The sequence below is a fragment of the Allofournierella sp. genome (genome assembly GCF_017889395.1).
Lineage (GTDB): Bacteria > Bacillota > Clostridia > Oscillospirales > Ruminococcaceae > Allofournierella.
In genome coordinates, this window is sequence record NZ_JAGHKE010000022.1 from 21,551 (window position 1) to 43,529 (window position 21,979).

The 21,979-nt window shown below is 59.9% G+C and carries 24 protein-coding genes, 1 tRNA gene and 1 pseudogene; 19 read left to right on the top strand and 7 right to left on the bottom strand.

What is annotated here, in order from left to right:
- Positions 1–11 precede the first annotated feature (11 nt).
- The 6 genes from J7G73_RS04175 (at position 12) to J7G73_RS04200 (ending at position 5,881) form a co-directional block, all read left to right on the top strand.
- Positions 12–1,460: an aminotransferase class I/II-fold pyridoxal phosphate-dependent enzyme gene (locus tag J7G73_RS04175; RefSeq protein ID WP_291245345.1), complete on the top strand. Its 1,449-nt coding sequence runs from the start codon at positions 12–14 to the stop codon at positions 1,458–1,460.
- Between the two features lie 13 nt (positions 1,461–1,473).
- Positions 1,474–2,334 carry a polyamine aminopropyltransferase gene (gene speE / locus J7G73_RS04180; protein WP_087294730.1) on the top strand — a complete coding sequence of 287 codons (861 nt, stop codon included), beginning with the start codon at positions 1,474–1,476 and terminating at the stop codon, positions 2,332–2,334.
- Positions 2,315–3,169 (top strand): agmatinase, encoded by an 855-nt coding sequence (gene speB, locus J7G73_RS04185; RefSeq protein ID WP_291245346.1) that lies wholly within the window; start codon positions 2,315–2,317, stop codon positions 3,167–3,169. Before speE ends, speB begins: the two co-directional genes overlap by 20 nt.
- A gap of 63 nt (positions 3,170–3,232) precedes the next feature.
- Complete coding sequence (locus J7G73_RS04190) at positions 3,233–4,492, top strand: saccharopine dehydrogenase family protein (RefSeq protein ID WP_087181082.1); 1,260 nt, start codon at positions 3,233–3,235, stop codon at positions 4,490–4,492.
- Positions 4,492–5,616 (top strand): carboxynorspermidine decarboxylase, encoded by a 1,125-nt coding sequence (gene nspC, locus J7G73_RS04195; RefSeq protein ID WP_291245347.1) that lies wholly within the window; start codon positions 4,492–4,494, stop codon positions 5,614–5,616. Before J7G73_RS04190 ends, nspC begins: the two co-directional genes overlap by 1 nt.
- A gap of 127 nt (positions 5,617–5,743) precedes the next feature.
- Positions 5,744–5,881 carry a hypothetical protein gene (locus tag J7G73_RS04200; RefSeq protein ID WP_291245348.1) on the top strand — a complete coding sequence of 46 codons (138 nt, stop codon included), beginning with the start codon at positions 5,744–5,746 and terminating at the stop codon, positions 5,879–5,881.
- 81 nt (positions 5,882–5,962) lie between these two features.
- Here the strand turns inward: J7G73_RS04200 and J7G73_RS04205 are convergent, their stop codons facing one another.
- Together J7G73_RS04205 and J7G73_RS04210 are read right to left on the bottom strand one after the other, a co-directional pair.
- Entirely contained in the window at positions 5,963–6,979 is a 1,017-nt protein-coding gene (locus J7G73_RS04205) for a transglutaminase domain-containing protein (RefSeq protein ID WP_291245349.1), read from the bottom strand.
- Between the two features lie 9 nt (positions 6,980–6,988).
- Positions 6,989–7,540 (bottom strand): PadR family transcriptional regulator, encoded by a 552-nt coding sequence (locus J7G73_RS04210; protein ID WP_291245350.1) that lies wholly within the window; start codon positions 7,538–7,540, stop codon positions 6,989–6,991.
- 179 nt (positions 7,541–7,719) lie between these two features.
- Between J7G73_RS04210 and J7G73_RS04215 the strand changes: the two genes are divergently transcribed.
- Positions 7,720–8,532 carry an HAD family hydrolase gene (locus J7G73_RS04215; protein WP_291245351.1) on the top strand — a complete coding sequence of 271 codons (813 nt, stop codon included), beginning with the start codon at positions 7,720–7,722 and terminating at the stop codon, positions 8,530–8,532.
- Positions 8,533–8,602: 70 nt separating this feature from the next.
- On the opposite strand, the gene J7G73_RS04220 is transcribed toward J7G73_RS04215, so the two are convergent.
- Entirely contained in the window at positions 8,603–8,800 is a 198-nt protein-coding gene (locus tag J7G73_RS04220; RefSeq protein ID WP_291245352.1) for a hypothetical protein, read from the bottom strand.
- A 354-nt stretch (positions 8,801–9,154) separates the two neighbouring features.
- On the opposite strand from J7G73_RS04220, the gene J7G73_RS04225 reads away from it, so the two are divergent.
- The 4 genes from J7G73_RS04225 to J7G73_RS04240 all read left to right on the top strand — a co-directional run bounded on the left by J7G73_RS04225 (position 9,155) and on the right by J7G73_RS04240 (position 13,336).
- A complete protein-coding gene (locus J7G73_RS04225) occupies positions 9,155–10,330 on the top strand; it encodes a malic enzyme-like NAD(P)-binding protein (protein WP_291245353.1) in 1,176 nt (391 codons plus the stop codon).
- Positions 10,327–11,166 carry a fumarate hydratase gene (locus tag J7G73_RS04230; RefSeq protein WP_291245354.1) on the top strand — a complete coding sequence of 280 codons (840 nt, stop codon included), beginning with the start codon at positions 10,327–10,329 and terminating at the stop codon, positions 11,164–11,166. The genes J7G73_RS04225 and J7G73_RS04230 overlap by 4 nt, the downstream gene beginning before the upstream one ends.
- Entirely contained in the window at positions 11,166–11,729 is a 564-nt protein-coding gene (locus tag J7G73_RS04235; RefSeq protein WP_291245355.1) for a Fe-S-containing hydro-lyase, read from the top strand. Before J7G73_RS04230 ends, J7G73_RS04235 begins: the two co-directional genes overlap by 1 nt.
- Before the next feature lie 194 nt (positions 11,730–11,923).
- Entirely contained in the window at positions 11,924–13,336 is a 1,413-nt protein-coding gene (locus J7G73_RS04240) for a hypothetical protein (protein ID WP_291245356.1), read from the top strand.
- A gap of 107 nt (positions 13,337–13,443) precedes the next feature.
- Here the strand turns inward: J7G73_RS04240 and J7G73_RS04245 are convergent, their stop codons facing one another.
- The gene (locus tag J7G73_RS04245) at positions 13,444–14,385 is read right to left on the bottom strand and encodes a DUF1848 domain-containing protein (protein ID WP_291245357.1); all 942 of its coding nucleotides are present in this window, start codon (positions 14,383–14,385) and stop codon (positions 13,444–13,446) included.
- Between the two features lie 169 nt (positions 14,386–14,554).
- On the opposite strand from J7G73_RS04245, the gene J7G73_RS04250 reads away from it, so the two are divergent.
- Positions 14,555–14,630 (top strand) — tRNA-Thr (locus tag J7G73_RS04250).
- Between the two features lie 55 nt (positions 14,631–14,685).
- Here J7G73_RS04250 and J7G73_RS04255 read toward each other — a convergent pair.
- Together J7G73_RS04255 and J7G73_RS04260 are read right to left on the bottom strand one after the other, a co-directional pair.
- Positions 14,686–15,051: a hypothetical protein gene (locus J7G73_RS04255; protein ID WP_291245358.1), complete on the bottom strand. Its 366-nt coding sequence runs from the start codon at positions 15,049–15,051 to the stop codon at positions 14,686–14,688.
- Between the two features lie 115 nt (positions 15,052–15,166).
- Positions 15,167–15,700: a dihydrofolate reductase family protein gene (locus J7G73_RS04260; protein ID WP_291245359.1), complete on the bottom strand. Its 534-nt coding sequence runs from the start codon at positions 15,698–15,700 to the stop codon at positions 15,167–15,169.
- A 158-nt stretch (positions 15,701–15,858) separates the two neighbouring features.
- On the opposite strand from J7G73_RS04260, the gene J7G73_RS04265 reads away from it, so the two are divergent.
- The 3 genes and pseudogenes from J7G73_RS04265 to J7G73_RS04275 all read left to right on the top strand — a co-directional run bounded on the left by J7G73_RS04265 (position 15,859) and on the right by J7G73_RS04275 (position 17,813).
- Positions 15,859–16,416 carry a DUF3795 domain-containing protein gene (locus tag J7G73_RS04265; RefSeq protein WP_291245360.1) on the top strand — a complete coding sequence of 186 codons (558 nt, stop codon included), beginning with the start codon at positions 15,859–15,861 and terminating at the stop codon, positions 16,414–16,416.
- A 7-nt stretch (positions 16,417–16,423) separates the two neighbouring features.
- Positions 16,424–16,888, top strand: a complete 465-nt coding sequence (locus J7G73_RS04270) for a GNAT family N-acetyltransferase (protein WP_291245361.1) — start codon at positions 16,424–16,426, stop codon at positions 16,886–16,888.
- A 65-nt stretch (positions 16,889–16,953) separates the two neighbouring features.
- Positions 16,954–17,813: pseudogene (locus J7G73_RS04275) on the top strand (AraC family transcriptional regulator).
- Positions 17,814–17,938: 125 nt separating this feature from the next.
- On the opposite strand, the gene J7G73_RS04280 reads toward J7G73_RS04275, so the two are convergent.
- Positions 17,939–19,051: a hypothetical protein gene (locus J7G73_RS04280; protein WP_291245362.1), complete on the bottom strand. Its 1,113-nt coding sequence runs from the start codon at positions 19,049–19,051 to the stop codon at positions 17,939–17,941.
- Positions 19,052–19,111: 60 nt separating this feature from the next.
- On the opposite strand from J7G73_RS04280, the gene J7G73_RS04285 reads away from it, so the two are divergent.
- From J7G73_RS04285 to ybeY, 4 genes are all read left to right on the top strand, one after another.
- On the top strand, positions 19,112–19,414 hold the full coding sequence (locus J7G73_RS04285; RefSeq protein ID WP_291245363.1) for a YabP/YqfC family sporulation protein: 303 nt from the start codon (positions 19,112–19,114) through the stop codon (positions 19,412–19,414).
- A 1-nt stretch (position 19,415) separates the two neighbouring features.
- Positions 19,416–20,576 (top strand): sporulation protein YqfD, encoded by a 1,161-nt coding sequence (locus J7G73_RS04290; protein ID WP_291245364.1) that lies wholly within the window; start codon positions 19,416–19,418, stop codon positions 20,574–20,576.
- A gap of 150 nt (positions 20,577–20,726) precedes the next feature.
- Positions 20,727–21,698, top strand: coding sequence for a PhoH family protein (locus tag J7G73_RS04295; protein WP_058966360.1), 972 nt, complete (start codon positions 20,727–20,729; stop codon positions 21,696–21,698).
- A gap of 32 nt (positions 21,699–21,730) precedes the next feature.
- The coding region (gene ybeY, locus J7G73_RS04300) for an rRNA maturation RNase YbeY (RefSeq protein ID WP_291245365.1) at positions 21,731–21,979 on the top strand (249 nt) is incomplete at its 3' end.

The window sequence follows — 21,979 nt, forward strand, 5'->3', positions numbered from 1 at the left end:
GGGAGAGAGCAATGGAACGTTTGGATCAGCAAAGGGCCCCCATCTACGAGGCGCTGGAGCGCTTCGGCAAGATGCGGGTGGTGCCCTTTGACGTGCCCGGCCACAAGCGCGGGCGAGGAAACCCGGAGCTGGCGGAGCTGCTGGGCCAGCAGTGCGTGAGCATGGATGTGAACTCCATGAAGCCGCTGGACAATTTGTGTCACCCGATCTCGGTGATCCGTGACGCGGAGATCCTGGCCGCGCAGGCCTTCGGTGCGGCCCACGCATTTCTGATGGTGGGCGGCACCACCAGCGCGGTGCAGAGCATGATCCTGTCGGTGGCCAAGCGGGGCGAAAAGATCATTCTGCCCCGCAACGTGCACCGCAGCGTAATGGGCGCCATGGTGCTGTGCGGCGCGGTGCCGGTGTATGTGAACCCGGAATGCGACCACCGGCTGGGCATCCCGCTGGGCATGAGCGTCTCGGCGGTGGAAAAGGCCATCCGGGAAAACCCGGACGCCAAGGCCGTGCTGGTGAACAACCCCACCTACTACGGCATCTGCTCGGATCTGCGCAGCATCGTGAAGCTGGCGCACGACAACGGTATGCTCTGCCTGGCCGATGAGGCCCACGGCACCCACTTCTATTTCGGCGAGAACCTGCCCGTGTCCGCCATGGCGGCGGGGGCGGATATGGCCGCCGTCTCCATGCACAAATCCGGCGGCAGCCTGACCCAGAGCTCGCTGCTGCTCACCGGCCCGGCCATGCCGGAGGGCCATGTGCGCCAGATCATCAACCTGACCCAGACCACCAGCGGCTCCTATCTGCTGCTGTCCAGCCTGGACATTTCCCGGCGCAATCTGGCGCTGCGGGGCAAGCAGGAGTTCAAGCGGGTGAGCGAGCTGGCGGAATACGCCCGCAAGGAGATCAATGCTATCGGCGGCTATTACGCCTTCTCCAAGGAGCTGTGCAATGGCGACAGCATCTTTGATTTCGATACCACCAAGCTGTCGGTGAACACGCTGGATGTGGGTCTGGCCGGCATCGAGGTCTATGACCTGCTGCGGGACGAATACGACATTCAGATCGAATTCGGCGACCTGGGCAACATTCTGGCCTATCTGTCCATCGGTGACCGTCCCCGCGAGGTGGAGCGGCTTGTGAGCGCGCTGGCCGAGGTGCGCCGCCGGTTTGGCGGCAGCAAGGCGGGCCTGATGCAGCAGGAGTACATCGACCCCATCGTGGCGGCTTCCCCCCAGGAAGCCTTCTACGCCGAGAAGGAGTCGCTGCCCATTGAGGATACCGCGGGCCGCATATGCAGCGAATTCGTGATGTGCTATCCTCCGGGAATTCCCATTCTGGCCCCCGGCGAGCGCATCACCAAGGAAATTCTGGACTACATTCAGTACGCGAAGGCCAAGGGCTGCTCCATGACCGGCCCCGAGGATGCGGACATCCTGCGGCTGAACGTGCTCAAATAAGAAGGAGGAAGCGATGGATTTTTGGTTTTCCGAGGCGCAGACCCCGAACGTGAAGCTGTCCATCAAGGTGGACAAGCAGCTGTTCAGCGGCAAGAGCGAATTCCAGCGCATCGATGTGTTTGAAGCGCCGGAGTTCGGCCGCTTTTTGACGCTGGACGGTTATATGATGCTCACCGAAAAGGATGAGTTCATCTACCACGAGATGATCACCCATGTGCCCATGGCGGTACATCCCAAGGTGCGGGATGTGCTGGTCATCGGCGCGGGCGACGGCGGCGTGATCCGCGAGCTGACCCGCTACCCGGAGATTGAGCACATCGACATGGTGGAGATCGACCCGCTGGTGGTGGAGGTGTGCAAGAAGTATCTGCCCCAGACCTCCTGCCGGCTGAACGATCCCCGCCTGACCATCCATTACGAGGATGGCGTGCGGTTCATCCGCTCCTGCAAGGATCAGTACGACCTGATCATCGTGGACTCCACCGATCCCTTCGGTCCCGGCGAGGGCCTGTTCACCCGGGAGTTCTACGGCAGCTGCTACAACGCCCTGCGGGAGGACGGCATCATGGTCAACCAGCATGAGAGCCCCTTCTACGCCGAGGACGCGGTGGCCTGCCAGCGCGCCCACAAGCGGATCGTGGAATCCTTCCCCATCAGCCGGGTATATCAGGCGCACATTCCCACCTATCCCTCCGGGCACTGGCTGTTCGGCTTTGCCTCCAAGAAATATCACCCGCTGAAGGATCTGGACGAGACCCGCTGGAACATGCGCGGGCTGACCTGCCGTTATTACACCACCACACTGCACAAGGGCGCGTTTTACCTGCCCGCATACGTAGAGGAGCTTTTAAGAGATGTTGAGCAAGAATGTTGAGGTTTTCCTGGGGTGCGACAAGGGCCCCCGTTTCGCGTCCACCATGCTGTTCGGCGCACCCTTTGATTCCACCACCTCCTACCGGCCGGGCACCCGGTTCGGCAGCGCGGCCATCCGCCATGAGTCCTACGGCATCGAGAGCTACAGCCCCTACCAGGACAAGGACCTGGAGGACGCCAATGTGATCGATCTGGGAGACCTGGAGCTGTGCTTCGGCGATGTGAATAAGGCGCTGGACCGCATTGAGGAGCGCACCCGCCATATCCTGCACGCCAGCAAGCGGCCCTTCATGCTGGGCGGCGAGCACCTGGTAACTCTGGGTGCCTTCCGTGCAGTGGCCGCCATGTACCCGGATGTGCACATCATCCACTTTGACGCTCACGCCGATCTGCGGGACGATTACCTGGGCGCAAAGCTCTCCCACGCCTGTGTGCTGCGCCGCTGCTGGGAGCTGGTGGGTGACGGCCGTATTCACCAGTTCGGCATCCGTTCCGGCGACCGGGAGGAATTCAGCTGGGGCCGCAGCCATGTGAGCACCCGCCGGTTCGACTTCGAGGGCCTGGAAGAGACCCTGAAGGAGCTGGAGGGCAAGCCTGTCTATTTCACCGTGGACCTGGATGTGATGGACCCCTCCATCTTCCCGGGCACCGGTACTCCCGAGCCCGGCGGCGTGACCTTCGACGCTCTGCGTCAGGCGGTGACCCTGGTGTGCAGCCGGGCCAAGGTGGTGGGCTGCGATGTGAACGAGCTGAGCCCCCACTACGACCAGAGCGGTGTGTCCACCATCGTGGCCTGCAAGATCGTGCGGGAGATGCTGCTGGCTCTGCAGCCCTGAGGAAAACAAGCGTAAACTCATTTTTATAACATAGAGAATCAAACACAGAAAGAGGATGAAACCATGAGCAAGGTATTGATCATCGGCTGCGGCGGCGTTGCCGGCGTTGCCATCCACAAGTGCTGCCAGAACAGCGAAGTATTCACCGAGATCTGCATCGCCAGCCGCACCAAGTCCAAGTGCGATGACCTGAAGGCCAAGCTGGAGGGCACCACCTCCACCAAGATCACCACCGCCCAGGTGGACGCGGACGATGTGAACCAGCTGATTGCCCTGATCAAGGAGGTTCAGCCCGATCTGGTCATGAACATCGCCCTGCCCTATCAGGACCTGACCATCATGGACGCCTGCCTGGCCTGCGGCGTGAACTACATGGATACCGCCAACTATGAGCCCGAGAACCTGGATGATCCCGAGTGGAAGGCTGCCTACGAGAAGCGCTGCAAGGAAGAGGGCTTCTCCGCCTACTTCGACTACTCCTGGCAGTGGGCTTACAAGGAGAAGTTCGAGAAGGCCGGCCTCACCGCTCTGCTGGGCTCCGGCTTTGACCCGGGCGTGACCCAGGCCTACTGCGCATGGGCCCAGAAGCACCTGTTCGACACCATCGACACCATCGACATTCTGGACTGCAACGGCGGCGACCACGGCTATCCCTTCGCCACCAACTTCAACCCGGAGATCAACCTGCGCGAGGTGTCCGCCCCCGGCTCCTACTGGGAGAACGGCCACTGGGTGGAGATTCCCGCCATGAGCATCAAGCGGGAGTATAACTTCGATCAGGTGGGCCAGAAGGATATGTACCTGCTGCACCACGAGGAGATCGAGTCTCTGGCCAAGAACATCCCCAATGTGAAGCGCATCCGCTTCTTCATGACCTTCGGCCAGAGCTATCTGACCCACATGAAGTGTCTGGAGAACGTGGGCATGCTGTCCACCACTCCCATTGAGTTTGAGGGCCACGAGATCGTGCCCATCCAGTTCCTGAAGGCTCTGCTGCCCGATCCCGCCACCCTGGGCCCCCGCACCAAGGGCAAGACCAACATCGGCTGCATTTTCACCGGCAAGAAGGACGGCCAGGACAAGACTGCCTATATCTATAATGTGTGCGACCACGAGGAGTGCTACAAGGAGGTTGGCTCTCAGGCCATCTCCTACACCACCGGCGTGCCCGCCATGATCGGCGCCATGATGCTGCTCACCGGCAAGTGGAACAAGCCTGGCGTATACACCGTGGAGGAGTTTGATCCGGACCCGTACATGGACGCCCTGAACAAGTGGGGTCTGCCCTGGCAGGTCAACGATAACCCGGAGCTGGTGGACTGATGAAGAGCACCATTTCCACACCCTATTTTCTGGTGGATGAGACTCGCCTGGTGCAGAATCTGGAGATCCTGCGCCAGGTGGCCGACCAGGCGGGCTGCAAGATCCTGCTGGCCCAGAAGGCCTTTTCCATGTTTTCCTGCTATCCGCTGCTGCGCCGCTATCTGGCGGGCAGCACCGCCAGCGGCCTTTACGAGGCCCGGCTGGGCAAGGAGCATTTTGGCGGCGAAACCCATGTGTTCTCCCCGGCCTACAAACCGGAGGAGTTCCAGGAGTTGCTGAACTACGCCGATCACTTCGTGTTCAATTCGCCCCGGCAGCTGCAAAAGTTCGGCCCGGCGGCGAAGGCGGCGGGCAAGGCGGTGGGCCTGCGGGTGAACCCGGAGTGCTCCACCCAGGAGGGCCACGCCATCTACGATCCCTGCGCCCCCGGCTCCCGGTTGGGCACCACGCTGGCCAACTTCGACGAGAGCCTGCTGCCTTTGCTGGACGGTCTGCACTTCCATACTCTGTGTGAGCAGAACTCGGACGATCTGGAAACCACTGTGGCTGCCTTTGAGGAGAAGTTCGGCAGATACCTGCACGGGCTGAAATGGATCAACCTGGGCGGCGGTCACCACATCACCCGCAAGGACTACGACCGGGAGCGGCTGGTGCGCATCGTGAAGCACCTGAAGGACACCTATCAGGTGGAGGTCTATCTGGAGCCGGGCGAGGCCGTGGTGCTGAACGCGGGCTTTTTGGTGACCAGCGTGCTGGAGACCCTGCACAACGGGATGGACATCGCCATTCTGGACACCTCCGCCGCCTGCCACATGCCGGACGTGCTGGAGATGCCCTACCGCCCGCCGCTGAAAAATTCCGGCGAGAGCGGGGAAAAGGCCTACACCTACCGGCTGGGCGGCCCCACCTGCCTGGCGGGGGACGTGATCGGCGATTACTCCTTCGACGCGCCCCTGAACGAGGGCGACCGGCTGGTGTTTGAGGACATGGCCCTCTACACCATGGTCAAGACCAACACCTTCAATGGCATGCCGCTGCCCGCCATCGTCTGGCGGGATGCAAACGGACAGGAGAAGCTGGTGAAGGCTTTCGGTTACGAGGACTTCAAGAACCGCCTTTCCTGAACCGGCTTTACACCGGGCCGCGGCGCGGGTATAATAGAAACCAGCAAAGCGAGGTGTTGCAAGCATATGCTGCTGCGCAAAAAGCCAATGTTCGGGGCTAACATCCAGCCGGCCGGCGGACCCCCGGATGATCCTGTGTGCCAAGAAGGGCGTGGTTTCGCCCTATTATCACTGCAAAAAATTCAGCTACGATCCGCTGCGGCGGGTGCCCCGCCGCCAGCCCAAGCTGCCGGAATTCTCGGCGGAGGATTTCAGCCTGGATTAAAAGCAAAAACAAATGCCCGCCCGGGCCCTGTTTTCAGGGAAGCCCGGGCGGGCGTTTTGCTTGTTGAAACAGAGAAAAGGGTCACAGAGTCTCGCCCTCGTTGGCCTGCTCTTCGGTGAGCTCCTGCTCGGGGGTCTGGCTCACAAAGCTCACCTGAAACACTGCCTGGGGCCAGTTGAGCCCGATGCGGGGGTGCAGCTCCTTGCGCCGGGCGGCGGTCTCCAGCGCGGTGGTCAGCTCGGCAATCGCATTGCGGGTCAGCGGTCCGCCCCGCCAGTGGAAGATCAGCGGCTGATTTTTTCGGATGGCCTGTGCTGCCCGTTTTTCCACGTCTTCGAGCTTTGTGAACGAGAGCTTTTTCTCCCGGTAATAAAACCGGTCGCCGGTGGTGCAGGCCGGAGTGGGGTAGAGCAGAGGCTCGTGGTCCCGCAGCAGCTTCTCGTCGTTCAGATTAAAGTAATCATAGCGGATGGGGCCGGCCTTGCCCAGCGTGTTATCGAAGGTGGCGTCCAGATGGTAATACGCTCCATCCAGCTTCACGATGTTCCAGGCGTGGCGGTATTTCACGCCCTGTTCCGGGTTTGCCTCGGAAAGGGCCACCATGCACCAGACGCCCAGCGCGTCGCACAATACTTTTACGGTCTTGGCAATGCCCTCACACACCCCCACACCCTGGCCCAGCGGACCGATGATCTCGTGGGAATAGGGCTTTTTCAGCTTGTCATACCGCACGTTCCGGCAGATGAAGTCGTGCACGAACTGCTCCTTCTCCCGGTCGCTCAGGCTCATGGCCGGGCGGGTGAGCTTCTGGATGCGGGCGGTCATGGCCTTCTGGTGCTCCTGAATCTTGCTCTTTTCAAACAGGTATTCCGGCACCATCTCCACGCTGGAGGCCTGGGGATAGTACCGGTAGGTGAAGCGCACGGCGTAGAAAATCTCCGGATGATCCAGCCGCAGCTTCAAAAAGATTTCGGAAAGCTGCCCCGGCTCCAGCCGCGGCACTGGAAAAGAGGGGGCAATCGCCCGCAGCCCGGTGAGCATGGCATGGTAGGCAGCCTGGCTGGATTTGTCCAGCTGATTGTAATAGTAAGCTTCCATGGAGGGGGTTCACTCCTCGCTTTCGCAGTGTTCCAGAGTCTCGATGCAGTGTTCCAGCCACTGCACCATGGTGGTTTCCCGCATCACCGCACCCTCCAGCACCAGGCGGTCGGCCATTGCGGCATCAAAGCGGCCGCTGGGCGGAGCGGCGTGCTCCAGTGAGGTTTGCAGGAAGGCCAGCTTCTGCTGTCGGCGCTCCAGCTGAGCCCGGGTCAGTTCCAGAAGGCGGGAACGGGAGATGTTATCGCCAAAATACATCCGCAGCCGGAAGACATCCTTCGGAGTGGGGGACAGGGGCTCATCCTGCTCCAGCCACTGGCGCAGGTCGGCCATGCCCTCCGGCGTGATGCGGTAAACCTTCCGCTCCAGACTTTCGCCCTTGATGGAGGTCTCGTACTGGATCAGCCCCTCACCCGCCAGTCGGTTCAGCTCCGGATACAGCTGGCTGTGGCTGGCGTACCAGAAATTGGCAAGCCCTCGGTCGAATTCCTTCATCATATCGTAACCGGTTAGCTCCCGGCGGCTGAGCATGCCCAGGATGGCATATTTCAATGTGCGCATGGTGCCCTCCCTGTATTGGTCGTTTTTGATGAAATTATAGCACAAATTTTAGAGGAAAAACATATAGAAAGTGGTGGGTCCATCTGTGTGTATTTGCAGCAAAAACAAAAATGCTTGACAAAACTGTACGAGGGGAGTAAAGTGAGTTCAAATACCCAGCGAAATGGAGGAAATATCCCGTGATCAAATTGCTTGCTGTGGATATGGACGGCACCTGCCTGGACAGCCGCAGCCGTATGAGCGCCGAAAATCTGGCGGCCCTGCGTCGGGCTGCGGAGGCGGGCATTCTGGTGGTGCCCACCACCGGGCGCAGCCTTTCCTGCCTGCCTCACCGGCTGCGCAGCGAAAAATTCTTCCGCTATGTGATTTCCTCCAACGGGGCGCAGGTTACCGATCTGTACACGGGCGAAAGTCTGTTCCAGGCGCTTATCCCGAAGCAGCGGGCCATGCGCCTGGTTCAGCTGGCCCAGAGCCTGCCGGTGAGCATCACCGCCCATGTGGAGCAGGAATATCTGGTGCGCGGCCGCGCCTTCTGGCTGCTGGGGCGGCTGGCCTTTGGTCCGGATGCCGCCGCAAGCCTGTGCGTAAACAAGATGAACCGGCAGTTGCGGCTGCGTTCCAGCGATGTGGAGGAGCTGCAGTTTTATTTCTTTACCAAGCGGACCGGCCAAAGGCTGCGCTGCATGCTGGAGCGTTATGCGCCGGACTGCCGCTGGGCTTTTACTGACCAGTATGTGGAGGTGTTCTCCCGCAATGCCTCCAAGGGCGCCGCGCTGGCCGCACTGGCTGCCCGGCTGAACATTCCAAAGGAGCAGATCGCCTGCATCGGTGACGGCGAGAACGATTTGCCCATGTTCGAGGCAGCAGGGCTGCGCATTGCCATGGGCAACGCAGTGGAGCCGCTCAAGGCACAGGCCAGCCAGGTGAGCCGGACCAACCGGCACAGCGGGGTAGCCTATGCCATTGACCGATGGATCTTGCAGGAAAAATGAATCAGGGCCGGGCTCTCAGCCGCATACAAGCGGTCTGGGGCCCGGCCCTTTTGCAAAAGGAGGAAACCAATCAAAAATATGTGGGGCGCACCGTACTCATGGCCAGATACTGCCGCAGAACGGTGGTGCATACCTCGTTCTGGGCCTTGAGCCACTGCATTTTTTTGCGCTGCTGGTCCTGCAGCTCCCGCTTGTAGTTTTTCCAGTAGGCGCAGGTTTTGTGGCAGCCCTCGGCATAGTGAGGGCAGGAGGAACGGCAGGGAATCATAACGATGCAACTCCTTTCAGGGCAACGCAGCCGCCCATAAGGCGTGCCGCTTTTGTGAACCTGGCTTCAGTGTACCAGACCGGACGGCCGGGGCGATAGCCTGCTTTTGTAAAATCTGTGAGCGCTTTTGATAAAATGGTATGCACCGGGGCAGCGAAACAGTAGTGCGACTTATGCCCGGCAGACTGTACAAGCCTGCGAAACTTTTGTATACTGGAACAGGAAAAAACTACAGCGATACCGCACAATTCCAGGTGGCGGAGCGCGCCCGGAAAATTTTGGCGCGATACGCCGCCTGAGCCGAGAGGCGTGAATTACGCGGTATTGCCATAAGAAAAGGATGGCGAAACCCTGATGGATTATTATAAAAAAGCGCTGGAAATGCACGAGGAGCACAAAGGCAAGATCGAAGTGGTGAGCAAGGTCCCGGTGAAGACCCGTGAGGACCTGTCCACCGCCTATACCCCCGGCGTGGCCGAGCCCTGCCGCGAGATCGCAAAGGACCCGGCGGCGGCCTACACCTACACCGCCAAGGGCAACCTGGTGGCAGTGGTGAGCAACGGAACAGCGGTGCTGGGCCTGGGCAACATCGGTGCGGCAGCTTCCCAGCCGGTGATGGAGGGCAAGGCCATCCTGTTCAAGGAGTTCGGCGGTGTGGATGCTTTCCCCATCTGCCTGGATGCCGAGGACCCGGAGAAGGTCATCGAGGCGGTACGCCTGATGGCCCCGGTCTTCGGCGGCATCAATCTGGAGGATATCTCCTCCCCCAACTGCTTCTACATTGAAGAGGTTCTGGAAAAGGAGCTGGACATCCCCGTCTTCCACGACGACCAGCACGGCACCGCCATCGTGGTCACCGCCGCGCTGCTGGGCGCACTGCGGGTGGTGAAAAAGGATATCGGTTCCATCAAGGTGGTGGTGAACGGCCCCGGCGCCGCAGGCACCGCTATCATCAAGATGCTGCTGGCCGCCGGCGTGAAGAACGTGATCGCCTGCGATGAAAACGGCATCCTTTATAAGGACCGGGGCGTGGGCATCCAGGACCACAAGAAGATGCTCTGCGAGATCACCAACAAGGAGGATCTGCGGGGCGATCTGTCGGATGCCATCAAGGGCGCGGATGTGTTCATCGGTGTATCGGTGGCGGGCGCTCTGAAGCCGGAAATGGCAAAGACCATGGCCAAGGACGCCATCGTGTTCGCCATGGCCAATCCCACCCCGGAAATTCTGCCGGGCGAGGCCAAGGCCGCCGGCGTGCGGGTCATCGGCACCGGCCGCAGCGACTTCGCCAACCAGATCAACAACGTGCTGGCCTTCCCCGGCGTGTTCAAGGGCGCGCTGAGCGTGCGCGCGCGGGACATCAACACCGCCATGAAGGTGGCGGCGGCTCATGCCATTGCCGACCTGGTGAGCGACGAGGAGCGCAATGAGGACTACATCATCCCCGGCGCGTTCGATCCCCGCGTGGCCCAGGCCGTGGCGGATGCGGTGGCCAAAGCCGCCCGGGAAACGGGGGTGGCCCGGCTGTGAGAGAGATCAGCGCCCAGGCCATCACCGAAACGGTGGCCCGCCTCTGCATTGAAGCTAACAGCCGTCTTTCTCCGGATATGGAAGACGCGGTGCGCTCCGCCTTTGAGCGGGAGCAATGGCCCATCGCCAAAACCACCTTAAAGACCCTGTGCGACAATCTGGACGCCGCCCGGGATACCGGTCTGCCCATCTGTCAGGATACCGGCATGGCCTGCGTATTCTGTGAGATCGGCCAGGAGGTGCACATTAACGGGGATTTTGAAGCCGCCATCCATGCGGGTGTGGCCAAGGGCTACACCGAGGGCTTTCTGCGCAAATCCGTGGTGAAGGACCCCATCCGCCGTGGCAACACCGGCGACAATACCCCGGCGGTCATCCATACCCGCCTGGTGCCCGGCGACAAGCTGAAGATCACCGTGGCCCCCAAGGGCTTCGGCAGCGAGAACATGAGCCGTCTGGGGATGCTCAAGCCCTCGGACGGGGAGCAGGGCGTGAAGGACTTCGTGCTGGAAACCGTAAAGCTGGCGGGACCCAATCCCTGCCCGCCCATCGTGGTGGGCGTGGGCGTGGGCGGCACCTTTGAAAAGGCCGCCATGCTGGCCAAGCAGGCCCTGCTGCGCCCGGTGGGCAGCCATCATCCCGACCCCTACTACGCGGAGATGGAGCAGGAGCTGCTGGAAAAGATCAATCAGCTGGGCATCGGCCCCCAGGGCTTCGGCGGCGAGACCACCGCACTGGGCGTGCAGATCGAAACCTACCCCACCCACATTGCGGGTATGCCGGTGGCGGTGAACATCAACTGCCACGTGACCCGGCACAAGGAGGCGGTACTGTAATGGAATACAAGCTCACAACGCCGCTCACCGAAGAGGTGACCCGCAAGCTGCGGGCAGGGGACACAGTGCTGCTGTCCGGCGTGATCTACACTGCCCGGGATGCGGCTCACAAGCGGCTGTGCGAATGTCTGGACCGGGGCGAGGAGCTGCCCATCGACGTGAAGGACGCAGCCATCTATTACGCGGGCCCCACCCCCGCCCGGCCGGGTCAGGCCATTGGTGCCTGCGGTCCCACCACCAGCTACCGGATGGATGCCTACGCTCCCCGGCTGCTGTATCTGGGCCTGAAGGCCATGATCGGCAAGGGCAAGCGCAGCGACCAGGTGGTGGATGCCATGAAGGAGACCGGTGCCGTTTACCTGGCCGCCATCGGCGGGGCGGGTGCGCTTATGGCCTCCCGGGTGAAAACCGCCCAGCTGGTCTGCTATGAGGATCTGGGCAGCGAAGCCATCCGCCGCCTGGAGGTGGAGGAGATGCCCCTCACGGTGGTGATCGATTCTCTGGGCAATAACCTGTACCAGACCGGCCCGCAGGAATACCGGGCCGCCATGGAACAGCGATAAAATTTCAAAAGCATGAAAAGCCTGCTCCGGCTTAAACCGGGGCAGGCTTTTGTATGCACAAACACGGGGCCAAGAGATTCTTTTTGTTTTCGGAACAAGAAAAAGACGGTGAAGGCTGCCCCTCGGTGCGGCTTCATGGTATAATAACCCAAAAGGGAAAATTACGCCGCCCGGTGCGGCGAAAGGGGAACGACATGCAACCGATTCAATCCAACCGCCTGCAGCTCAACCGGATGCCACAGAAGTCGGATGTATTTCTTGCGACAGCGCTGGGGCTGGCGGCTTTTTTTCTGTGGAATCATCCGGATATCATCGAAACCGCCCAGCACACCCGCATCCTGCTGGATGATGTGTTCAGCGGGCGATTTTTCGCGTTTTATCAGGACACCATGGATGCCAGGGCCACCCTGGGGTATGAGAATGCTGCCCACTATCACATCTGGTTTTATCTGCTTTGCGGGCTTTGGGACCTGCCGCTTTACCTGATCGGCAAGCTGATTCCGGTGGGAGAACTGGCCTTCACGCTTTGGACCAAAGCACTGGGAGCAACTGCCTTTGTGGCCTGCGGTTTTGTGCTGCGGCGGCTGGCAGAAAAGCTGGGAGCAGGCCGGGAACAGATCGCCTGGACACCCTGGTTCTTCTGGCTCTGCCCGGTGGGCTTTTTCTCGGCGCTCTGCATGGGTCAGTACGACAGCCTGTGCTTATTGTTTTTGCTGCTGGGGCTGCTCTTTTATCTGGATGGCCGGATGCTGCCTTTTGTGCTTACCATGGGCACGGCGCTGGTGTTCAAGATGTTCGCCATCTTTATCCTGATCCCGCTGCTGCTGTTGCGGGAAAAGCGAATCCTGCGGATCGCGGGCTGGCTGGCTCTGAGCCTGTGGCTCTATCTGCCCGGCAGCCTGCTGTTTGCGGGGCGCAATGGCGACGCCGGATTTTTCAACAGCCTGATTGCCCAGCGGCTGTTTGCCACGGTACTGCCCACGGTGGGGCAGCCTTCGCTGCTGCTGGTGCTGCTGGCGGGGCTGTATCTGCTGTGCTGGCTGTGGCAGCCGGGCAGCGAAGAGTCCTTGGCGCAAAAGGCGGTATATGTCTGCCTCACGGTGTTCAGCCTACTGTTTTTGCTGGTGCAGTGGCACCCGCAATGGATCATTCTGCTGTCGCCCTTTTTGCTGCTTACCACCTGGCAAACAAAAAAACAGATGCCCTGGCTGCTGCTTTCCGGCATCTGCTTTGGGGGTTATTTTTTGCTGACGGCTTATTCCTTTGCCGGCCAGATCGAGGGAAATCTGCTGGATTTCGGCCTGCTGGGCCAACTTACCGGGCTGCGGATATCCGGCAGTGAGCAGCTGCGCATCAACACCATTTATTTTGATCTGGTGCCCTATCTGTCCCAGCTGGCACCGGTTGCCTTTGCGGCTCCGCTGCTGGCCGGGCTTGTGGGCAAACTGCCCCTGCGCGGCAGCTGCCTGGCCGACCGTCTGGACCACCGACCCGTGAATCCACAGCCCCTGTGGCTGTGGGCCTATGGAACTTTCGCGGTGTGCTGGGGTTGCGTGTGGCTGGTACCAAGCCTGTTCGGGTGGTGTAAAACCTTGGGGATTTTGTAAGAGAACCGCTTCCATGGCGAAAATTTGAAAAAAGGCAGCTGCGTTTGCATGCGTCACGCGCAAAAGCAGCTGCCTTTTTTATTGGGGAAATTCAGTTGCGTCGTGATCTAAAATCCGTCCATGCGCAGCTGACCGCCCCGCAGGGAGGAAAAGGAAGAATGGATGATCTGATCCTGCAAGCCGGGCCAGCCAATCAGAAGAGGAGAACGGGGGTCGTGCGCGGCACGGTTGGCCGTGATCTGACCGGGTGAAAAATTGGCGTAGCAGTATCGGCAGCCGCCCGGGCAGGTGTTATAGGTGCCAATGTCCACACTGGCCGCGCAGCCGCATTCCGGCCGCTGCCCTTTGGCGGGGGTCCAGTGCAGCGGCTGCCCCAGCAGTGATTCGAACAGCGCCCCATCGATGCACCTTCCGTGGGCAATGCCTGCCGCCCCAAGGTCCAGCGCCTCGGCACAGCTCTGCACGCGTATACTGCAGTCGGAGGCGATTTCGGAAAGGCCCCGGGCCAGGCGGGCGGCGGACTGAGGATCAAAGGCGGCGGGAACGAGCGGCCGCATCCGGGCCCGGGTTCCCTGATATTCGTCCAGAAAGCTGATTACGCAGGTATCGGTGTAGCCTTGCAGACGGAGAGCGATTTGTTCGAATTGCTCCAGATGCCACTTCTCTGTATATTTTTGGGTGAAAAAGATAGGGTCGTACCGCCAGATCACCCGGCGGGGTCCCAGCTTTCGGGCAAGCTGCTGAAAGGCCGGAATGAGGATCGCATCTTTATCCGGCAAAGCGGGTTCGGCCTCCGTTCCGTAACCGGTGAGGGTGAACTGAAACACCGTGAGATGATTTTTTAGCTCGCTTAACCGGGGCAGCATGGGCAGGGGATTCTTTGTCCAGAAAACGATGCCATCCACAACATCCGGATTCAGGGGGATCTGGTGCAGGCGGTGCGGCGCGCGAGGAGAGGGAACAAGCACAAACCCCTCTGCAAGGCGGCGGAAAAACCAGTCCGCATACCAGGCGGGAATATCGGTGCGACGGCTGACGCTCAGCAGCATGGGCCTCTCCTTTCCGGCAAAGAATAGAAAACGGAACATAAAGTTTCCGCGAAAACAGCACAGCTTTATTTTAACACATCCCGATTGTTTTGCATGATTTCCTCTTGACGAAATACTAAAATTTCGGTATCATATTTATTGTTGCTCAGTCACGATGACTGAGCGATTTGCTGGAGTGGCTCAGTCGGTAGAGCAGCTGATTCGTAATCAGCAGGTCGTCGGTTCAAGTCCGATCTCCAGCTCCAGAAAAAGCCCAGCCGTTTGGCTGGGCTTTTTTTGTACAGAGGACCATTCATTCCATCATGTGAACTGAACATCCAGCCGCTGTTTTGACTGGCCGATGTACTGCCGGGATTCTTGAAGCCGCTGTTCCAAGGATGAGATTTCATCCTGGATTTGGCGGCGACTCCTCTTTCGGTTCACTTGCAGATAGAAATGATACCGCTCTTGCAGCGTTTCCGGCTTGGGTGGAAATTTGATGATCTCCTCGCCAATTCGGTTGCCTTCCAATTCATGTCGGCAAATTTCATCGTCCATGACGGCCATATACAATGCATATCTGGTGAACTCTTTAAAAGGCATTCGAATCGTCCAGCGCCTGTAAGCAGCAATACCGGCTCCGGCTGCCAGGCAGCTCAGAATTGCGGCTTTGCAATAGGTTTTCATTTTCGTTTACCCTCCAATAAGATGTCTTCTTTTGTATAACAAATAAAAGTGTATTGAAAATGAAGGTAACCTTAAGAGTTTTTAAGTTTCCGGAGAGCTATAAATATATTTGCAGTTACCGCTTTTCATAGATAAGATCCACGATGCCGTTGGATTGCTGTGTATCCACCAGCTTCAGCGGCAGCGACTGGGGTAGCTCGTCGGGAAATAGCCGGACGCCTTTCCCCAGTACCACAGGAATGACGGAGAGCCAAAGCCGATGAATGCGGTTTTCCTTCAGCAGCTGCCCGGCCACCGACGCGCCGCCGCAGATCCAGATGTTGCCCGTATATTCCGCTTTCAGTTTGTCCATCAGTGCGGTGAGTTCACCGTTCCAAAAGCAGATGCCTTCCTGATTTGCTTGCTGCCGATGGGTCACCACATAGCAGGGTCGCCCCTCGTAGGGCCAGCTGCCTGGAGAAAGCTGAGTAACGATTTGGTGATACGTGGACCAGCCCATAACAATAGCATCCACGGTTTTATAAAAATCCGGATAACTGCCGGGGGCATCCGGCTGGCTGCCATCACCGCCCAGCCAATCCACGCCACCCTGTTCGTCGGCAATATAACCATCCACGCTCACAGCAAGATATAAAACGATCTTTCCCATCTGTACACGCTCCTTTTTGCTTATTGTACCCAAGCCATGCTGAAATCACAAGAATCAGGACCCCGACGGACAACCGTCGGGTCCTTGTGCTATAATACACACAAAGAAAAGGCCGGAGCGGCCGAAACGTTTTGTTTGATTACTTGGGAGGCAGTAACATGAAAGGCTTTACCCGTGCGGAAACCCGTTTCTCCCTGTGCGGTCTCAACTGCGCCCTGTGTTCCATGCAGCTGGGCGGGTATTGCCCCGGCTGCGGCGGTGGGGCAGGGAACCAGAGCTGCGCAATCGCGAAATGTTCACTGGAGCATGGTGGCATCCAATTCTGTTGGGAGTGCCCGGAATATCCCTGCTCCCGCTATGAAGGCTTTGATGATGGCGATTCCTTTGTTCCGCATCGCAGCCGCAAGCAGGACATTGCCAGCGCCCGGGATTTGGGACTGGAAGTATATCTTGCACAACTGGAGGAAAAGCGAACTATTTTAGACGCGCTGCTGGCGGATTACAATGACGGCCGCCGCAAAACTCTTTTCACCACGGCAGTGTATCTGCTGCCGATGGAGGATTTGCGTGCCGTGATGACTGCCCTGAACAGTCAGCCGGAATTGGCCGGCCAGCCCATCAAGGAGCGGGCAGTCGCTGCCGCTGAGCTGCTCCGGGAGGCAGCAGATCGCCAGGGCATCAGCCTGAAGCTGAACAAAAAATCGAAGAAAGGTTGATCCCGTTATGGAACTCAGCCTTGCAAGCGCACAGGATATCGACACCTGGATGGCGCTGGTGGAACAGGTGCGGGATGCGTTTCCCGGTCTGGAAACCAGCGAGGCGATGGCGGAGCACCGAGCCACCGTTCTGGATTTTATGAGAAACTCTGCCGCGGTCTGTGCGGCAGACGGAGAGCGCATTCTGGGGGCGCTGCTATTTTCAAAAGAAAACAGCATGCTCTGTTTTCTGGCGGTGGACCCGGCCTGCCGAAGGCAGCATATTGCGCAAAAGCTGGTGTCTTTTATGCTGACGCAAATGGAAGAGGAGAAAGACATTACCGTTACCACCTACCGGGAGGGCGATCCCAATGGAGCCGCCGCCCGCGCATTTTATAAACATCTGGGCTTTTCCGAGGGCAGGCTGGGCGAAGAATTCGGCTGCCCGGTGCAGGAATTTGTTTTGAAGCGCCCTGCTGCCGGACAAAGATGAGCATGAAAAATCGGGCAGAGAAGATCGCTTTCCGGTATGCTGAATCCAGAAGGAAGGTGTGACCAATGGATTGGGTAACAGGCATTCATCAGGCAATCCGCTATATTGAGCAGCATCTCCGGGAGGAGTTGACCATTCGGGATATCGCGCAGCGGGCGGCATTGTCCCCCTTTTATTTTCAAAAGGGCTTTGCCATGCTGTGCGGCATGACGGTGGGCGACTATATCCGCCAGCGCCGGCTTTCCGCCGCCGGGCTGGAGGCCTCACGACGGACCGGAAGATCATCGATATTGCACTGGAATTCGGCTACGATTCGCCGGACAGCTTTACCAAGGCCTTTGCCCGCTTCCATGGCCTCACGCCCGCCGCACTGCGAAAAAGCGGAGGCGCGGTTCGCTCCTTTGCTCCGCTTCGGATCAAAGTGACATTGGAAGGTGGTCAAAGCATGGATTGCAAGATTATGAAAAAAGAGGCGTTCACTGTTCTCTGCCGGGCGAAAACATTTAAATATGAGGATGCTGCTGATGCGGTGCCCCGGTTCTGGGCCGAGCATTTTGCTGCGGGCGGTGGCCAGGTGGTATGCGGCATGTACGGCATCAATCTGGATGAGAGCATGGGCGAAAACGAGTTTGAATATCTCATTGCCGACAACTACGACCCCACCGGGGAAGTTCCCGATGGCTTCACCACCCGCACCATTCCGGCCTACACCTGGGCGGTGTTCCCCTGCACCGGACGGATGACTCAGGCGCTGCAGGGGCTGAACCAGCAGATTTTCTCCCAGTGGCTGCCCGAGAACCCCGACTACAAGATTGCCGCCGGCATCAACGTGGAGATGTACAGCGATGCCAGCAAGTTTGAACAGGGCACGCAGGACCAGGAATACTACTGCGAGGTCTGGATTCCGGTGGAGAAAAAAGAATAATCGTATCGGCAGAGCAGGCGAATGGGACAAGATGTCCGCAGCCGCTGCGCCGCAGAAAGCCTCCCTCGACCCTTATGCGGTCGGGGGAGGCTTTTTTCTCCCTCTCAGTTTCGAATAGAATCGGATCAGTCCCGACGGGTTCCGTGCCTCATACCCCGCCCTATCCGGCGGGTGCTCCGTTCCAGCCGGAACAGCACCAGGCAGCAGAAGGCAAACAGTACCAGTGCGGCGTCCGGCGCGGTGCGGGTGCGGCAGATTACCCGGGGCGCGAGGGTGCTGACCACGTCGGCCACGCCGGGAAGCCAGCGAAGAAGCAGCCGGAAAAAGCAAAGCGAAAGCCCCAGATGCAGCGGGCGTGCCGCGGCAAGCGGCCAGAGGGGCAGCTCCGGGCAGAGCAGCGCCCGCACCTGCAAAAACACCGAAAGGCTCTGCACGCTCAGTGCGGCGCAGCAGGCCATGGCAGCACAGCTGGACAGCGCTGCCCCTGCCGCACAGCCGCTGGTCACCTCCAGCCCGGCGCAGAGGGCATAAAAGCCCGCCGCATCCAGCGAAAGGGCCTGTGCGGCGGCTTCGCACAGAAAGCGGAAAAACACCACAAAGCCGCACACGACCAGCATGGAATGCACCGCGCTTTGAATCGCCCCCACCAGCCCGGCGGGTTCACCAACCGGAGCGGGTTCAATTGTGCAGGACGAAGAACGCGAAGTCTTCCGGGAAAACAGCGCCAGCACAAGCCGGAACACCAGCGCGGTGCACACGTTGGCCGTCAGCATGGCCCCCAGCAGGCAGATGCCCAGCGGCGCGCTGTCCAGCATCAGAAGCCCCACGGTGTTCACCACAAAAGCCGGGCCGGAGCCCACTCCGCCCACCAGCAGCAGCATGGCCTGTCTGCGGTCCAGCACGCCCTGACGAAAGGCCCGGGAAATGGCTGACGCGGCCACCGCAAAGCCGCCCAGCCAGCACAGCAGCAGAACCGTGGCGGCCCGCCGTTGCCGGATGCCCAGGCCCAGCCGGGTCACCGGGCAGAGGGCAAGGCCCAGCCATTCGGCCAGGGGGCTTTCCAGAATCAGACCGGTGACCACAAAAAAGGGAAACAGAGCCGGAATCACCTGAAAGGCGCAGCTTTTCAGCCCCTCCAGCACGCCCTGTGCGCTGGGGCCCGGCAGGCAGGCCAGCAGGCAGAGAATGCCCAATGCCGCCGCAGCCAGGGCAAGGCCCTTGCCGTCAAATTTCTTCATAACATGTTCCTCCCTCGTCGTATATATGCGTGTAACGGGCTGAAAAGGGGGCGGGCTGCGGTGAAGCGCAAACCAAAACAGATAAAAGAACCGGCGGGCCGGATTCTGCGGGATCTGTTCCGTCAGCCGGCGGCGGATTTTTACGCGCAGCCGATGCTGCACATCAACTGCTACGGACAGGTGCAGGTGGAGAACTGTCGGGAGATCCTGCTGTACGACAGCAGCCAGATCCGGCTGGACATGGGCCGTTGGGAGGTGACCCTGTATGGCGACGGGCTGGAGCTCTGCGCCGCCAGCCGGGGTCAGCTGCTGTTGCGGGGCCGGGTGCTGCGCACGGAATTTTCCTACAAGGAGGGGCAATGAGATGGCAAAGCTGTGGAGCGGGCTGTTTGCCCGGGTGCGGTTTGTGGCGCTGGGCGGGCGCTACGAGCGTTTTGTGAGCCGGTGTGCACAGGCGGGCATTCCGCTGTCCCGGCTGCGGCCGGTGCCGGGCGGAGTGTGCGGTGTGATGCCGGCCCGCTATTATAAACAGGCGGCGGCGCAGGCACGTCCCTGCCGCACTCGGCTTCGGGTCAGGCACCGTCAGGGGCTCTGGTTCCGGCTGCGGCGCTACCAGGGCCGCTGGGGGCTTTTGCTGGGGCCGCTGGCCTTTGCGGCGGTGTTTGTGCTGATGCAGCAGATGGTCTGGTCCATCCGATACGATGCGGCACTCACCCCGGCACAGCGCTCCGGCGTCCGGCAGGCGCTCTACTCCATGGATATTTACGAGGGGGCCTTTTTAAACCAGACCCGGCTGCGCCAGGCGGAAAAACAGCTGCTGAACCAGAACGACGGCCTGGCCTGGGTCTCGCTGAACTTTTCCGGCGGGCGGCTGGTGGTGGAGGCCGCCGCTGCCCAGCCCCAGCCCGCGGTGGAGGATAATGCCTATACCAATCTGACCGCTCTTACCGACGGGCTGATTCTGGAAATGAATGTGCAGGAGGGCTTTGCGGCAAAGCAGCCGGGCCAGACGGTGGCAGCGGGGGAGGTGCTGGTCACCGCAGGGAAAAAGGATTATGACGGCGTTCTGATTCCGGTGCATGCCAAGGGAACGGTGCAGGCCCGCTTTGCCCGCAGCTACCAGTGCACCCAGCCGATGGAATACCAGAGCCGGCTGCCCACCGGCCGGGTGTGGAGCTGCTTCAGTCTGCGGGCGGCGGATCAAAGCCTCGTTCTGCCCGCCCGGCAGGCCGGTGAGCTGGACCGCTGCATCACCACCCACCGGCCGCTCACCCTATTGGGCTTTGCGCTGCCGGTTACGGTGGAGGAGCAGCTGGTGATGGAGCAGCAGAGCGAGACGGTGCGGCTGAGCGAGGACCAGGCCCGGGACAAAGCCCGCCTTGCCTGCCTGCGCCAGCTGTTCCGGGACTTCCCGGACGCACGCATCCTGCGCCAGACCGAGGAGGTTTCGGCCGATGAAAACAGCGTTACGGTCACGGTGATTTTGCAGGTGGAGGCCAACATCGCGGCGGCAGAGCAGATGTGAAAGGACATACGAAAAATTTTGTTGGTTTTTAACAGTTCCATTGTAAAAATTTTGTGATATAATTACTGATGAAATACTATGCACAAATCTGTTAAATCGCAGAATTTGGGCAAAAATACAGCAAAAAACAAACAAAAGAGCAGGTGTACAATGGCCGAAAAACTGATTGAACTGAACAGTGTGGACACAGCGCTTGCCATCTTTGGCAGCTGCGACGAAAACATCCGTTTGCTGGAGGGCGAATTCGGGATCACCGCGGTGTGCCGCGGCACCCAGATCAAGTTCACCGGCGAGCCGGAGGGTGTGGCCGCCGCAGGCCGTGCGGTGGACGCGATGCTCACGCTGCTGGAAAATCATACCCCCCTGGAGGAACAGACGGTGCGCTACTGCATCAGCCTGGCCGGTGCAGGGGAGGAGAGCCGGGTGCAGGAGCTCACCGAGGACTTTGTGGCCATCACGGCCAAGGGCCGTCCGGTGCGCCCCAAGACCCTGGGCCAGAAGGAATACCTGAATTCCATCCGCAAGAACGCCATCACCTTCGGTGTGGGGCCCGCCGGTACCGGCAAGACCTATCTGGCGGTGGCCATGGCGGTGAAGGCCTTCAAGAGCAAGGAGGTCACCCGCATCATTCTCACCCGCCCGGCGGTGGAAGCGGGCGAGAAGCTGGGCTTTCTGCCCGGCGACCTGCAGAACAAGGTGGACCCCTACCTGCGCCCGCTGTACGATGGCTTGTATGACATGCTGGGCCCCGAGACCTTCCAGAAGCTGCAGGAAAAGCAGAGCATCGAGGTGGCCCCGCTGGCCTACATGCGCGGCCGCACGCTGGACGATGCCTTCATCATTCTGGACGAGGCCCAGAACACCAGCCCTGAGCAGATGAAGATGTTCCTCACCCGCATGGGCGTGGGCAGCAAGGTGGTGGTCACCGGCGACGTGACCCAGATTGACCTGCCGGACAAGGCCCGCAGCGGTCTGGTGGATGCGCTGAGCGTGTTGAAAAACGTGGAAGGCATCGGACGGGTGTATTTCAGTGAGAAGGATGTGGTCCGCCACCGTCTGGTGCAGCAGATCGTAAAAGCATATGACCGGGCCGCCGCCGCGCGGTCCCGCAGGAACGGGTAAGTTTACCCCATAGAACAGCGAGGAGAGAAGCTATGTCGAACAAAGTTTACATCACCAATCATCAAAAAGCCGTAAAGATCCCTTCCGGGCTGCGTATCCTGATTCGCCGCAGCTGCAATGCGGTGCTGGAATACGAGAAGTTCGAAGGCCCCGCTGAGATCAGCGTCACCTTTGTGGACAATGCAGCCATCAAGGAGCTGAACGCCCAGTACCGGGGCAAGGACATGCCCACCGACGTGCTCAGCTTTCCCCTGGGCGAGAACGGCGTGTACGACAAAAAC

Coding starts and splice junctions, on each gene's coding strand:
- J7G73_RS04190 (WP_087181082.1), top strand. CDS start 3,233: ATGAGCAAGGTATTGATCATCGGCTGCGGCGGCGTTGCCGGCGTTGCC.
- J7G73_RS04210 (WP_291245350.1), bottom strand. CDS start 7,540: ATGCGCACATTGAAATATGCCATCCTGGGCATGCTCAGCCGCCGGGAG.
- J7G73_RS04235 (WP_291245355.1), top strand. CDS start 11,166: ATGGAATACAAGCTCACAACGCCGCTCACCGAAGAGGTGACCCGCAAG.
- J7G73_RS04225 (WP_291245353.1), top strand. CDS start 9,155: ATGGATTATTATAAAAAAGCGCTGGAAATGCACGAGGAGCACAAAGGC.
- J7G73_RS04265 (WP_291245360.1), top strand. CDS start 15,859: ATGAAAGGCTTTACCCGTGCGGAAACCCGTTTCTCCCTGTGCGGTCTC.
- J7G73_RS04280 (WP_291245362.1), bottom strand. CDS start 19,051: ATGAAGAAATTTGACGGCAAGGGCCTTGCCCTGGCTGCGGCGGCATTG.
- J7G73_RS04205 (WP_291245349.1), bottom strand. CDS start 6,979: ATGGAAGCTTACTATTACAATCAGCTGGACAAATCCAGCCAGGCTGCC.
- J7G73_RS04270 (WP_291245361.1), top strand. CDS start 16,424: ATGGAACTCAGCCTTGCAAGCGCACAGGATATCGACACCTGGATGGCG.
- J7G73_RS04295 (WP_058966360.1), top strand. CDS start 20,727: ATGGCCGAAAAACTGATTGAACTGAACAGTGTGGACACAGCGCTTGCC.
- J7G73_RS04260 (WP_291245359.1), bottom strand. CDS start 15,700: ATGGGAAAGATCGTTTTATATCTTGCTGTGAGCGTGGATGGTTATATT.
- speB (WP_291245346.1), top strand. CDS start 2,315: ATGTTGAGCAAGAATGTTGAGGTTTTCCTGGGGTGCGACAAGGGCCCC.
- J7G73_RS04220 (WP_291245352.1), bottom strand. CDS start 8,800: ATGATTCCCTGCCGTTCCTCCTGCCCTCACTATGCCGAGGGCTGCCAC.
- J7G73_RS04200 (WP_291245348.1), top strand. CDS start 5,744: ATGATCCTGTGTGCCAAGAAGGGCGTGGTTTCGCCCTATTATCACTGC.
- J7G73_RS04290 (WP_291245364.1), top strand. CDS start 19,416: ATGGCAAAGCTGTGGAGCGGGCTGTTTGCCCGGGTGCGGTTTGTGGCG.
- speE (WP_087294730.1), top strand. CDS start 1,474: ATGGATTTTTGGTTTTCCGAGGCGCAGACCCCGAACGTGAAGCTGTCC.
- J7G73_RS04240 (WP_291245356.1), top strand. CDS start 11,924: ATGCAACCGATTCAATCCAACCGCCTGCAGCTCAACCGGATGCCACAG.
- J7G73_RS04245 (WP_291245357.1), bottom strand. CDS start 14,385: ATGCTGCTGAGCGTCAGCCGTCGCACCGATATTCCCGCCTGGTATGCG.
- J7G73_RS04255 (WP_291245358.1), bottom strand. CDS start 15,051: ATGAAAACCTATTGCAAAGCCGCAATTCTGAGCTGCCTGGCAGCCGGA.
- nspC (WP_291245347.1), top strand. CDS start 4,492: ATGAAGAGCACCATTTCCACACCCTATTTTCTGGTGGATGAGACTCGC.
- J7G73_RS04175 (WP_291245345.1), top strand. CDS start 12: ATGGAACGTTTGGATCAGCAAAGGGCCCCCATCTACGAGGCGCTGGAG.